The organism is Sulfurovum sp. NBC37-1, from assembly GCF_000010345.1.
In the GTDB taxonomy this organism is placed as follows: Bacteria; Campylobacterota; Campylobacteria; order Campylobacterales; family Sulfurovaceae; genus Sulfurovum.
In genome coordinates, this window is the sequence record NC_009663.1 from 2,216,861 (window position 1) to 2,229,894 (window position 13,034).

A 13,034-nucleotide genomic window follows, 5' to 3' on the forward strand; every position below is an offset into this window, starting at 1 on the left:
AAGAGAACTTAACTATAATCCAATCAGATAAATAAGATAAAGGAATATTATGGCAAGCAGAAAAGAGATTATGGACCTACCAATGACAGCCGTGGAGAAAGGGAAACCCGTTCATTTCAAAAACCCGCCCAAAGCATTTTATGACGCTATCGGCAGTGAAGAGGGGATGAAAGAATTGATGTATGACTTCTATGACAAGATTTATGAAAGCGACATCGCCAACTTTTTCCCACAGGATGAAGAGGAATTCGACAAAGTTAAATTCAAGAACAGCAAATTTTTCATCCAGATCTGCGGTGGACCAAAGGTCTACGAAGATGAAAGTCAGGGAATGGACCTCAACGAGTATATGATCCGGGTCCATGATGATTTTTCCATCACTGAAAAATCACGTATCGAATGGCTCGGTACCATGCGTGACGCACTGGCAGACAAAGCACAGCATGTCGATATAGAATTGATCAAAGAGTTCTGGGAGTATCTTGAACATTTTTCAAAACTGACGGTCAATACCTTTTCTGACGGAAGTACCTACTACGCCGCCTACATTCAGGCTAAAGAAGACAGCTAATCCGCATAGGGTACTGTCTCCCGACAGTATCCTGCCCATTCATCACTGATCTAAAACACGTATGTGCTTTTGTTCCCACCACATAAACGCAAACATCAATCCCGGTGTTTTGGCAATACTCTCATCAAATATAAAAGCTTGTGCCTCTTTGACCGGGAGTGCGATTACTTCGATCTGCTCGGCATCCACACCACCGCCTTCCGAAACCTTCATTGTCTCATCGACCTCGGCATAATAAAGAGTCTGCCTGCTTCCGGCAAAGCCGACAGAAGTATAAAAAGAAGTGATCTTCTCGATCTTCCCAAGCGGGACATCATAACCGCACTCCTCTTCTATCTCCTCTTTGGCGATCTGCTCAAGAGAGAGGTCTTTGTCGACGATACCCGCACAGAGTTCAACGGTCAGACCGTCATGATTGTTGATGTAGACAGCCGGACGGAACTGCTGCACCAGAATGAAAGCATCTTTTTGGGTATGATAAATAAGTATAGCCACACTGTCATGTGCTTTGACGATCTCCCAGCTTTTTGCCGTGCCGTTCTGCTCATAGGTTACCCTGGCTGTAGAGATGAACCTTGGATCTTCCAGAGGATGTAAAGTAAATTTCTCAATCTTGTTCTGCATCTTCAAACTTCCCTTTGTCATTGACATGTACCGTTCCTGTATATTCTTTCCCCCAGATATAGGAGGGAGTATCATTCAGGAGGTATGCTTCCAGCTTTTTTCTGTTCTCTGTCGTTCCCTTAATGGTCACTTTTTTGTATTTGGTTTCTGTGACATCTTTATATTTTGTAAATTTCTTCATGATTGATGTTGTAATAGATTTCTTACGCAAGTATTTCATCGGATCCACCCAGCGGCCATTCTTCTTCAGTCCAAAGTGAAGATGCGGGCCGGTACTTCTTCCCGAACTCCCTACATAACCGATTATCTGCCCTTTTTTTACCTTCTGTCCGCGCTTGACGCGCATACGGCTCTGATGGGCATAGAATGACTCATAACCTCCACCATGCCTGATTTGAACGACCCGGCCATAGCCGCCTTTCCATCCGGCATAACTGACAGTCCCATCATTGACTGCAAGAAGAGGCGTACCGCGCCTTGCACCAAAATCCGTTCCGTGATGCGGACGGTAACGATGCAAAATCGGATGCCAGCGTCTGTAGGAAAAACTCGATGTAATACGCGCATGTCGAAGCGGCATTCCAAATGTACTGCCTTTTCCCTTTACCCTTCGTTTATAAGTTACTTTTTTCTTCCCTGTCACCGTATAAGCTACTTTTTTATCTGTCTCTTTATAGCCATGCCCATCCTCATCGACATAGATGAATTGGTCGAACTTTCTGGTCTTGACCTTCATCACTTTTATCTCAGGTGGGGTGTAAGGAACCCCAAGCCTACTGCGTTGGGTATAAATGAATGAGACCATATCACCTTTATGCAGTTTTTTGGTATCAATGATACCTTTGAGCGCCTGAGAAGCTTTTTTTGCTACAGTGTCGCGGTTAATGGCTTTTTTTGCATCGGTATAAGGATTTGAATTGATGATGACCTTGGCAAAATATTCCTGGGTCTTGTAGGCAATAGGGATAATATCGAATTTGTACCTGTCTTTCTTGGCTTCTTTGAAAAGATGTATCTGCATCTCTTTGGAAATGGGGATCAACGCCTGTATCAGCGTACCGTTATCATCCAGTAGTTCATAATATTTGTATTTGCTCTGGATATCGGAGAGATATTCCTGGTCTTTGGGGGAAATTGAGTCAAGCATCTCTCGTGAGATATCATGAAAATCCAAATAGTCTGCAAATGTGAAGTCATGAGGCCAGTTCTTCATTTCGGCTTTCATGCCGAAAGAAAGAGTGAACAGTACAACGATCAATATAAGATATTTCAATTCTGCTCCAACCCCGTTCTCTTAGCGATATTCTATGCAATATTATAGCCAATTAAACTAAAGAGGTATACGAAGCAGGTCTTTACAATCAGACTTTTAATCTTTTGCTTGTATAATCAAATAACTATTATTTTCAAAGGATCACAATGATCAGAATAGCATTGATACTGCTGACTGCCCTGCCTCTTTTTGCAGGGTTTTTCCCTTCGACCGTTCACACTTCCGTTTCTGTTGCCAAAGGAGACACAATGGCACTTCGCTCCTCTTTCCCTGCCAACGGTATGAGTGGCATCATCGTACACAACTACGGTAGCGATCTTCAGGCTATTACTGCCTATATTGCACAAACTTCAAAAGGGCATGCAAAAGTGATCAGCAGGGACATCATACATCATGATGAGCTGCCTACCATCAAAACACCGGTCAGAGCAGGTGACAAGGTCATAGGTGGATACCTTTATAACAATGTTCTGCTTCTTGCCCCTGATGCAGATACTTACGCAAAAGTCACTTCCTCTTACACAAAGAATTGGATACACCCAGATCTCTTTGCCATTTACCTTTCCAAAAGAGGAGATGCCTTTCCTACACGTGAAAATCTTTCCTCCTTCGCCAAAGATTACCAGATAGGACTCATCTGTATTGTTCGTAAAAATTCCCTGGTACTGCTTGACCCTGTTTCCGGCAGGATCATCAGTAAAAAGGCGATGGGAAATCTTCCTGCAAAAGCACAGTTTCCTTTCTATATGCACTTCAAAGAGATCCGGACCGGATGGTTCTCAAAAAATGGTTCAGGAAGCTATTACCAAACTATGGAGGCATTGTAGTGCTTGATCCCAAACATGTTGAAACACTCAAGGAGATCGTAGGCAAAGAGAATGTCTACAGCGACAAAGCCCATCTCATCGCCTATTCATACGATGCCACACGTACCCGTTTTGAACCTGATGCGGTCGTTTTCCCAAGAAATGAAGAAGATGTAAGCCGTATCCTTGTCTACTGCAACCACCATAGTATCGTCATCACACCGCGAGGTGCAGGCTCCGGCTTTACAGGTGGTGCGCTTCCGACGAACGGCGGTATCACCCTCGCCATGGAAAAACACATGAACAAGATCCTGGAGATCGATATGGAGAACATGGTGGCAGTGGTACAGCCGGGTGTGATCAACATGGACCTGCAAAAAGCCGTAGAAGAGATAGGTCTTTTCTATCCGCCGGATCCTGCCAGTGAAGAGTACTCCACCCTTGGCGGGAATGTCTCTGAAAATGCAGGGGGTATGCGCGCAGCCAAATACGGTATCACCAAAGATTATGTCATGGCCCTGCGTGCCGTCCGTCCCAACGGGGACATCATCCGTGCTGGAAAAAGGACCATCAAAGATGTGGCAGGCTACAACATCGCGGGTATCCTCATCGCATCCGAAGGTACGCTTGCCGTCATCACCGAGATTACAGTCAAACTGCTTCCCAAACCGAAGTTCAGGAAAGCCTATATGGGCATCTTCCCCTCTGTTGACAATGCAATGAACGCTGTTTTCAAATCACTTGCTGGTGGTGCAAACCCTGTTGCCATGGAATTCATGGATGCACTCGTTGTTCAGGCCCTCAAAGAAAAACTGGGCATTGAACTTCCCGAAGATGCAGGTGCCCTACTTATCGGTGATGTGGACGGGAATGTCATAGAAGAAGTCGATTTTCAGCTTGAGATCCTTGAAAAATCCTTCAAAGAGAATGGTGCACAGGATTTTGTGGTCGCACATACCAATGAAGAGAGGGATAGACTCTGGTATGCCAGAAGAAATGCTTCACCCTCCATCACCATTTTTGGAAGCAAAAAACTCAATGAGGACATCTCCGTACCCAGAAGTATGCTACCCGAAGCGCTGAAGCGAATCTACGAAATCGGTGAGCGTTACAATTTCAAAGTACCCTGTTTCGGGCATGCCGGAGACGGGAACATCCATGTCAATGTCATGGTGGACGGTTCTGACGAAAAACAGCTTGAAGAGGGACACAAAGCTATTGAAGAGATCTTTGAACTGGTCGTCGATATGGGCGGGACGCTCAGTGGAGAACACGGTATCGGTACCAGCAAGGCCCCTTTTATGAATATCGCCTTCAATGAAGCGGAGCTCTCACTATTCAAAGATATCAAACAAGCATTTGACCCGAACAATATCTTGAATCCGGGGAAAATGGGATTACCCGGCGTATAACCAAAAATGAAAGTCTCAGAGAAGAAAAAAGAGAAAAGTGCAATGAAAAAAATCTTTGGAGCATATTATATTTTTCTCAGGGATTTTTTCAAAGATTTTCTTGATGATAGGCTTGGCTACTATGCTTCGAGTCTGAGCTGGAACACCATTTTCTCCATCATTCCTCTGCTTGTCATTCTTCTTTATGTTTTTACCACACTCCCTCTTTTCCATGAAATGTATGACAAGGTACAGCAGCTTATCTTTGCCAACCTCATGCCGACACAGTCCAAAGAGATCATGGAATATATCAATACCTTCATCGCCAATTCGGACAAGCTGGGGATCGTAGGTGCATTCTATGTCACATTTGCAGCGATCATGTTCTTCAAGAGTTATGACTACATTGTGAACGATATCTTTGAGCTTCCCAGCCGGGGGATCCTGAAAAGTATCAAAACCTATCTTCTGCTTATCGTTCTTTTACCTACGATGATGGGTGCATCCTTTTATCTCTCCACACTTATCCAAAGTTATCTTGACAGGAACGAGATCACCAGCGCCATACATCTCTATTCCGTCATACCCTATATCATCATCTGGAGTGCCTTCTATATCGCCTATCAGCTCTCTGCAAATACAACCATCAGAAAAAGAGCGGCACTTACCAGTTCATTCATTGCATCACTCATCTGGTACCTTTCCAAAAGCGGATTTGTCTTCTATGTAATGCACAACAAGACGTATACCTCGGTCTACGGCAGTATCAGCACTGTCCTCTTTTTCCTGCTGTGGATCTATATCTCCTGGGCCATTTTCCTGCATGGATTACGCTTTTGCTACCTGCTCAACAAAGGTAAAGAAATAGACCATATTTAACCCGGGTTTAAAACAGGAACAGAAATCCTGCATACATCAGAGTACTGCCCAAAACTACATAAAATATTGACCGATACCGAATAGCTACCAAAGAAAGTATGATATACACCATACCCATCCATAGAGGCAATAAATGCTCCTCCCCTTTGATAGGAAGATCGAACAGCCACAAAAGAGCGGTATCGAAAATATCTCCAATTCCCAGTAGATGTAGAAGCATTACCAAAGGATAAAACGGAATGAACAGGATAGACAGAATCGGAGAGAGAAGCTGATAAAAAGATGTGGTACCAAAAACTATATGAACAATGGGAAGCATCAGAAGGAAGATACCTACGGGAATAACCAGCAATGTAATGATCCACCTGTTATACTGTTTGGTATATTGTAAAAGGAGAAAGATATAAAAAACACCTGATACAGAGAGCCAGAATCCAAGTGAGACAGAGAGTGAAGGGAAAAAAATCAACAACAAAACAGCAACCGTCATCAGAAAATCAAAACTAAGAAGTTCAATAGCCATCAAAAGTACAGCCCAGCCTGCAAGTATCATCGCATAGGAGCGTATCAGGGAGGGTGGCGCTCCAACAAACCATACGTAAATTCCCAGCACGATTATAGCAACCAGTCCAACATCGAACAGTGCATGCCGATATGGAAAATAACGCTGTTGCAAAGGCCTATAAAGCAGCAACAGTCCCCCATAGACCAAAGCCCACAAAATACCCAAATGGAATCCACTGAGTGCTACTAAGTGGCTCACACCAAGCAAACTGATCTTCTCTCTGATCTCCTTTGAGATCGGTGTGGCAAAAAAGATCGCATTGTAAAAGGCCCCAAGCGCGGGGTCATCATGTTGAGAGGCCACCTTTCCCAGTACATATTCTTTTACGCCTGCCGAGACAGGGTCATTTGACCTGATACGACTTTTGACATAGAAACTTTCCAGATAATCGGTAAAACCGATCTGTTCACTGGGGAATATCTGCAAACGTAATCGTCTGTTCTGAAGCAACTTTTTCTGGTGGGTTATCGTATAGAAAGTCAGGCCGTCATCACTGTGAAGTTTCAGGACCTGATAGGAACGTTTCCCTTTTTGTTTTGTGTAGGCATTCATTACTGTTGCATAAGTAAAGTAGAAGGGTTTAGAGATAAACTCTTTATAGTTTGTATATTCCCACCCAAGTCTAAGGGTGAAAAGGAGCAAAAGAAAAGCCATGGTCCAGGCAAAACTCTTTTTCGTTTCAAAAAGTTTCGGTTTTTCCATTTGATTTTAACTTTTAATTTATATTGGTGGCATATCCACGGAGATATTTCCTGTATTGGCAGGAATATCATTCTCTTCGTAGACCACCTCAAAAGCAGGAGAATGCGACGCATCTACAAAACGCGTATATTGTTTCTGGAAGACAAGATCGACAGTACCGGTCGGCCCGTTCCTCTGTTTCCCGATGATGATCTCTGCTTCTTCTTCCGCTTTTTTTCTAAAGTCGGATTCATAAGGCTTCCCCTCCGCCTTTGCCTTCATCTCCTTCTCTTTCTCTTTGGCTTCACGGTAGACATCGTCACGATAGACAAAAAGGATAATGTCGGCATCCTGCTCGATTGCCCCCGATTCACGCAGGTCAGAGAGCATCGGACGTTTGTTCTCTCTGGCTTCCAGTCCACGGTTCAGCTGCGAAAGTGCCACGATAGGTATCTCCAACTCTCTGGCCAGCTGCTTCAAACCTCTGGATATTTCAGAGACCTCCTGCTGTCTTCCCTCTTTTCCTTCACCACTCATCAACTGAAGGTAGTCAATGATCGCAACGGAGATCTCCGGATGCTGTGTTTTGAGCTTACGTAGTTTGCTTCGCACATGGTGAATGGTCGCATATCCGCCGTCATCGACAAAAAGCTTCTTTTGTGAAAGTTCATCCGTTGCCGCTGAAAGCTGACTCCACTGCTCATCTCGCAAATCACCAACTCTAAGCTGCTGGAGGGGTATGGAAGTCTTTGCAGAAAGCAATCTCAGCATCAGCTGCTCCGCCGGCATTTCCAGCGAGAAGAAAGCTACCCCTTCGTTTCTTTCAATGGCCCTGAGCGCCATATTGAGTACCAATGCCGTGTTGTGGGTCACTGTCATATCTTCAAGTAAAAAGAGGTGATTCCCATCCAGAACAAACCCATAATAGTCATCTACCTTATCATATTCCACTTTTATACCTGTATGCATATGCTCACGTTTTGACATCAATGCTCTTACCTGTTTTCGTACTACTTTTGTAGGTATTATATTTAGATGTCCAACGATACGAACCCTATAGACTTCACTTTCGTATCCAATGGCTTTTATGCTTGCTTTTTTCTTGACAAGAGAGCTCCTGAATCCTAAGGAATCCGCTAAAAATTTTATCTGTTCAGCAAGCTCTTTTCGCTTCTGAACGATCTCCATGACATGATATGCATCATCATAATACCCATCACTGTCTATCAGACCTGCCAGAAGTTCCAGTCTCTGTTTGGTACTGCCCGTAAGGTATGATCGGGGGATATGCTTATTGTCTATGACACCCAGAACTCTGAGTTTCCCCTGAAGAGAATCACTTACATCTTTCAATGCACCCTCTTTTTGTATACTTGTAATACCATACATGGTACATTTTCCATCCGCTGCATAACGATGTACTTTCTTATCCAGTCTAAAGGCATACGCCTGCAGGTACTCGACCACTTCATCGTCTTCCGTAGCAATACGCACATCAGAACTTCTTCCGTCCCCCAACCACAGCCCCAGGAAATAGGGCTCGACTTCCAGTACTTTTTCCGGAAAATCTACTGCAACCTTGTACCCTTTATAGTTGGATTTAAACTTATCACTTTTAGTGATATATTCAGATACTTCTATATTCAGGACATCTCCATGATGATGTCCATTCTCATTGCGAGAACGTTTCAGTGAAAGAATGTGCGACTTATTGACACGGTAGTCTATACCCTTGTTCTGCCGTACCCAATACATTTCCTCTCTACCCCGTGCAAGAGAGAGTACATTCCGTGGTGTAGAATCATCCCCCATGAGCTGATCACCCACCTTTACATCTTCCACTTTTTTCAACGTACCATCATACATTAGAACGTTGGTGCCTTTCCCAAGACATTTCCCCATCGCCGGCCTGGCAGCGATGATCACCAGGTCTCCTTTACCGAACCCGGAGGTTTTATCATTCAGGTTTTTGAACCCCGTATCGGTACCGATGAGCTTGGAGTTTCCCAGCGCTTTGAGACGGTTGATCTCATCCATCATTGCCAGAGTAATTTCTTTGGATTCCCTGAAGTCCTCATTGGTATTGTTCTGAGTGATCTCGTAGAGTTTCTTCTCCACCAGGTTCATCACCTCTTCGGCAGGCAGGTCATCCTCTATGGTGACTTTCTTGATCTCTGTCGCCAGAGTTGCCAATGCCCGCTTGCTTGATTTGGCTTTGATCTCGGAAAGGTAGGCTGCGGTATTGGAGATGGGGTTTGCCGAAAGAAGCTCAAGCATCGCCACTTCATCGAACTTGCCCATACTGACAAGCTTGGAACGGAGGAATTCTTCATCTATGGGTTTCTCTTCCCGTGAAAGTTCTTCCATTGCAAGAAAGACATGCTGGTGGAACGGCAGATAGAAATCATGCGGATGGAGTTTCGCAGCGATCTCCTCATAGATCTCCGGATCAAAAATGATGGCCGAAAGCACCGCCCTCTCTATGTTCAGGTTATACATGTTCTCCATCAGCCATTTTCCCCGGCAAACTTCTCGACTTCAGCTACAAACCTCTCTACCAGTTCACCTTCGGGCAGTTTTGCCACCACTTCCCCTTTGACCATCACCAGACCGCTGCCTTTGCCATAGGCTATAGCCACATCGGCATGCTTGGCCTCTCCTATGGCATTGACCACACAGCCCATGACGGAGACATCCATCGGTGTTTTAATGTGTGCCGTTCTTTTTTCCACCTCGGCAACGGCAGAAACAAGGTCCGCTTCTATCCGCCCGCAGGTAGGACAGGAGATGATGTTCAGTCCCTCCTGCACCCGTCCGCTGTCTTTGAGTATCGCCTTGCCTACTTTGATCTCCTCTTCCAGTTCGCCGGTAATGGAAACCCGCATCGTATCGCCTATGCCGTCCAGCAGCAGCGCTCCCAGACCTATGGCCGATTTGACCGTCGCATGAAAGATCGTACCCGCCTCCGTGACACCGAGATGGAACGGATAGGCATTTTTGGGACGCAGCATTCTGTAGGCATCTACCGTTCTGTCCACATCAGAAGCTTTGAGAGAAACTTTGATATCGGTAAATCCAAGGTCTTCGAGAAACTTGATATTATACTCGGCAGAGGCTACCATACCTTCAGCTGTTGCACCATATTTCTGATCAAATTCTTTTTCCAGAGAACCGGCATTCACACCCACACGGATAGGTAAATTACGCTCCTGACATGCTTTTACGATCTCTTTGATACGTGATTTTTCACCGATGTTCCCCGGGTTGAATCTGATGCAGTCCACCCATTTGGCCGCTTCGAGTGCCAGTCGGTAGTTAAAATGGATATCGGCAATGAGCGGCAGGGATATCTGCTCCTTGATCGCTTTAAGCGCCAAAGCATCTTCCATCTCCGGCACAGCCACACGCACCATATCGGCCCCGGCAAAATGCAGCCTGTTGATCTGCTCTACCGTTGCGGCTACATCACGTGTATCACTATATGTCATCGACTGTACAGAGATCGGTGCATCACCGCCTACGGCAACATCTCCGACGTAAATTTTTTTAGTTGGGTATCTTTCTTTCACACTTAACCTTCATTATAATTGTTTTATTTTATCGTAAATTATTTAATCCGTCGCAGGGTGTGCAATTGCACACCGATCAAAAGTTAATCTATGATTCTTTATGAATATCCATAGGCTAATGCTTTGTAAAAGATGTGTGATCTCTCTTGTATGTTCCGGGTTAAAATAATAATACGCATACAAAAAGGTGTGCTATTGCACACCCTACATTGCATACCCTACGAAAACTCGACCGGGTCCATATCTATCTCTATCTCTCGTCTGTCTACTGCATGCAAAGCTTTTAACAAAGGTACTCGACTCTTGGCACGCAGCAGAATATTAAAGCGATACTTGTTGGCGATACGTTCGACAGGGGCTTTGCCGTGTCCGACGATCTCAATGTCACCGAACTCTTTGAGTTTCGTCACCGTATCCAGCGTGATCTTCCCTGCTTTGGCTTCATCTTTATGGGCGATGAGTATGCGTGCCAAAGATGCGAACGGCGGATAGCCTGCCATTTCAAGAAACACCAGTTCATCCTTGATGAAATCTTCATAGTCGTGCAGATAATTTTTGAAAAATTCCGCATCGCCGGTCTGAACGATCACCTGTCCTTCTTTGGCCCTCCCACTTCGTCCTGCTACCTGAAACAGCAGACTCACCGCCCGTTCTCTCGCACGGTAATCCGCCAACCCCAGAATGTGGTCCAACCCCATGATCACCGAAAGCGTGATGTTGGCATAGTCATGCCCCTTGCTCAGCATCTGCGTACCAAGCAGCAGATGGCTTTCTCCGCTCTCAAAACGCTTGAGGGCATTTTTAAGCTGCTTTGCCGTACCGATGCTGTCCCTGTCGAACTGTTCTATCTGCATGCCCTCTATGGCATTGCCAATGACCTCTATAGCCTCCTGGGTTCCCATGCGTTCACTCTTAAGCGGTGTATGCCCACAGTAGGTACAGGTGTCGACTATGGCTTCGGTGAAGTTGCAGTAGTGGCATTTGAGGTGTCTGCGCTTGCGATGCAGTGCCATCCCCACCGAACAGTAGGGACAGAGATGCGTCTTGCCGCAGCTTTCACAGTAGAGGTATTTGAAATTCCCCCTCGTAGGCAGAAAAAGCAGCGACTGGTTCTTTGCTGCAAAATTCTGCTGCAATGCATTCAAAATAGGTGCATTGATGCTGTCACCACCGATAAAACGGTATTCTTTTTTCATCTGCACATAAGGCTTCTCAAGCTTGACCACATCATACTTATAGTAACTCGCAGCCGAAGGTGTCGCCGAAGCCAGCACTACTTTGGCACCCAGCCTCTGCCCCATCAGCACCGCCACATCGCGTGCATGGTAGCGCGGCCTGGTCTGCGCCTTGTAGCTGTCGTCATGCTCCTCATCGACAATGATCAACCCCAGGTCTTTTAGCGGTGTAAAGAGCGCCGAACGTGCCCCGGCAATGATGCGGACAGTTCCGTTCCCAATGCCTTCAAGGATCTGCTCTTTCTTCTTTTTGGTGATCTTGGAGTGCCACATCGCCACGGCATCGCCGAAATAGACCTTCAGACGCTTCTCCATCTGCGGAGAAAGCGAGATCTCAGGCATCAGGAAAATAGACGTTTTTCCCTCTTCAATCATCTTTGCCATCAGGCTGATAAAAATCTCCGTTTTCCCCGATCCTGTGACACCGAAAAGTAAAGCACGCTCTTTTTTTAAGAGTTGTTCATAGGCTTTTTGTTGTACAGGAGATAATGTAGGGTGCTGCGTCCTCACAGCACAATTACCCTCAGGTAATATAACATTTGGTGCTGTCGGGGGACAGCACCCTACGTGAAAGGGTAAAAATAACGATATCGCTTCAGAAAATGAGGAGAAATAATACTCGGAAATGAACTTTGCGATCTGCATCTGTCCCGAGCTGTAAATTTTATTTGATATTGAAACTATCTCAGCTGTTTCAAATTCCGGATTTTTCACTTCCAAAACAACAATGGCGTCTTTAAATGTTGTTTTTAAAGGCACCAAAACAACAGTCCCTATCGCTAATATTTCCTGGGAACAATATGTCAAGTTTGGCGCACTTGATTTGAGGAATACTATTTCATAATATTTCAAAGGTTTATTTTGTCTTTTTATTTTTGTATTCTAAAGTATTTTGAATGATCAAAATAAATTTTTTACAATTACGCAACTTAGCAAACCAGAATTTTATAACATACCATTAAGGATAATTAAATATTCTTTTCTTACCGATCTACTGCAAGTTCTTTTAGCCAGCTTATCACTAACCACCTACACCTAACTACTATTTTGCAAGTTGATTACAAAGAGTGGAAGTACTATTTGCATTTAATTTGCTACCTGACACACTAAATGTACACGTACTAGTCCCATCCGGACCAGTATATGTCAAACCTGACCAATGTGAGTCCAACCCGTAATCCAGTAAACCTGGCACTTCACCATCCGTAATCGGAAGATGATCCCAGTCAGCATTTAAAATTCTTTTCTGCCTCTCCGTTGCAATCGCCGAACGCATCGCACCTACAGCCGCTCTTGCTTTTGCAATTAGTGCATCATCTCTTGTCGCAGCAAATTTGGGTACTGCAATTGCTGCCAATATCCCAATTACCACTATCACAAATACTAATTCTACCATTGTAAATGCTTTTTTCATTACTTCAATCCCCTTTCTTCCAATGA

11 protein-coding genes are annotated in these 13,034 nt (G+C 44.8%); 4 read left to right on the plus strand and 7 right to left on the minus strand.

Features of this window, described 5'->3' with window-relative positions:
• Positions 1-49: 49 nt before the first annotated feature.
• Positions 50-571, plus strand: a complete 522-nt coding sequence (locus SUN_RS11025) for a globin (protein ID WP_012083896.1) — start codon at positions 50-52, stop codon at positions 569-571.
• Between the two features lie 42 nt (positions 572-613).
• On the opposite strand, the gene SUN_RS11030 is transcribed toward SUN_RS11025, so the two are convergent.
• Positions 614-1,195 carry an NUDIX domain-containing protein gene (locus SUN_RS11030; protein WP_041672770.1) on the minus strand — a complete coding sequence of 194 codons (582 nt, stop codon included), beginning with the start codon at positions 1,193-1,195 and terminating at the stop codon, positions 614-616.
• Positions 1,179-2,468, minus strand: coding sequence for a peptidoglycan DD-metalloendopeptidase family protein (locus SUN_RS11035; RefSeq protein WP_012083898.1), 1,290 nt, complete (start codon positions 2,466-2,468; stop codon positions 1,179-1,181). Before SUN_RS11035 ends, SUN_RS11030 begins: the two co-directional genes overlap by 17 nt.
• Before the next feature lie 146 nt (positions 2,469-2,614).
• Here SUN_RS11035 and SUN_RS11040 point away from each other — a divergent pair, with 146 nt between their 5' ends.
• The 3 genes from SUN_RS11040 to SUN_RS11050 are packed head-to-tail and all read left to right on the plus strand — an operon-like array spanning position 2,615 to position 5,544.
• Positions 2,615-3,295, plus strand: coding sequence for a plasminogen-binding N-terminal domain-containing protein (locus SUN_RS11040; RefSeq protein WP_012083899.1), 681 nt, complete (start codon positions 2,615-2,617; stop codon positions 3,293-3,295).
• Positions 3,295-4,686: an FAD-binding oxidoreductase gene (locus tag SUN_RS11045; protein ID WP_012083900.1), complete on the plus strand. Its 1,392-nt coding sequence runs from the start codon at positions 3,295-3,297 to the stop codon at positions 4,684-4,686. Before SUN_RS11040 ends, SUN_RS11045 begins: the two co-directional genes overlap by 1 nt.
• A gap of 42 nt (positions 4,687-4,728) precedes the next feature.
• On the plus strand, positions 4,729-5,544 hold the full coding sequence (locus SUN_RS11050; protein WP_012083901.1) for a YihY family inner membrane protein: 816 nt from the start codon (positions 4,729-4,731) through the stop codon (positions 5,542-5,544).
• Between the two features lie 7 nt (positions 5,545-5,551).
• On the opposite strand, the gene SUN_RS11055 is transcribed toward SUN_RS11050, so the two are convergent.
• The 5 genes from SUN_RS11055 to SUN_RS13190 all read right to left on the minus strand — a co-directional run bounded on the left by SUN_RS11055 (position 5,552) and on the right by SUN_RS13190 (position 13,008).
• Positions 5,552-6,811 carry a ComEC/Rec2 family competence protein gene (locus SUN_RS11055; protein ID WP_012083902.1) on the minus strand — a complete coding sequence of 420 codons (1,260 nt, stop codon included), beginning with the start codon at positions 6,809-6,811 and terminating at the stop codon, positions 5,552-5,554.
• 18 nt (positions 6,812-6,829) lie between these two features.
• Positions 6,830-9,298 carry a replicative DNA helicase gene (gene dnaB, locus SUN_RS11060; protein ID WP_012083903.1) on the minus strand — a complete coding sequence of 823 codons (2,469 nt, stop codon included), beginning with the start codon at positions 9,296-9,298 and terminating at the stop codon, positions 6,830-6,832.
• A complete protein-coding gene (ispG, locus tag SUN_RS11065; RefSeq protein WP_012083904.1) occupies positions 9,298-10,359 on the minus strand; it encodes a flavodoxin-dependent (E)-4-hydroxy-3-methylbut-2-enyl-diphosphate synthase in 1,062 nt (353 codons plus the stop codon). The genes dnaB and ispG overlap by 1 nt, the downstream gene beginning before the upstream one ends.
• 218 nt (positions 10,360-10,577) lie before the next feature.
• The gene (locus tag SUN_RS11070; RefSeq protein ID WP_012083905.1) at positions 10,578-12,446 is read right to left on the minus strand and encodes a primosomal protein N'; all 1,869 of its coding nucleotides are present in this window, start codon (positions 12,444-12,446) and stop codon (positions 10,578-10,580) included.
• 190 nt (positions 12,447-12,636) lie between these two features.
• Positions 12,637-13,008 carry a type II secretion system protein gene (locus SUN_RS13190; protein WP_012083906.1) on the minus strand — a complete coding sequence of 124 codons (372 nt, stop codon included), beginning with the start codon at positions 13,006-13,008 and terminating at the stop codon, positions 12,637-12,639.
• Between the last annotated feature and the right edge of the window lie 26 nt (positions 13,009-13,034).

Bases quoted from the DNA above. Each gene is read 5' to 3' on its own strand.
- SUN_RS11025 (WP_012083896.1), top strand. From the start codon at position 50: ATGGCAAGCAGAAAAGAGATTATGGACCTACCAATGACAGCCGTGGAG.
- SUN_RS11055 (WP_012083902.1), bottom strand. From the start codon at position 6,811: ATGGAAAAACCGAAACTTTTTGAAACGAAAAAGAGTTTTGCCTGGACC.
- dnaB (WP_012083903.1), bottom strand. From the start codon at position 9,298: ATGGAGAACATGTATAACCTGAACATAGAGAGGGCGGTGCTTTCGGCC.
- SUN_RS11050 (WP_012083901.1), top strand. From the start codon at position 4,729: ATGAAAAAAATCTTTGGAGCATATTATATTTTTCTCAGGGATTTTTTC.
- SUN_RS11040 (WP_012083899.1), top strand. From the start codon at position 2,615: ATGATCAGAATAGCATTGATACTGCTGACTGCCCTGCCTCTTTTTGCA.
- SUN_RS13190 (WP_012083906.1), bottom strand. From the start codon at position 13,008: ATGAAAAAAGCATTTACAATGGTAGAATTAGTATTTGTGATAGTGGTA.
- SUN_RS11030 (WP_041672770.1), bottom strand. From the start codon at position 1,195: ATGCAGAACAAGATTGAGAAATTTACTTTACATCCTCTGGAAGATCCA.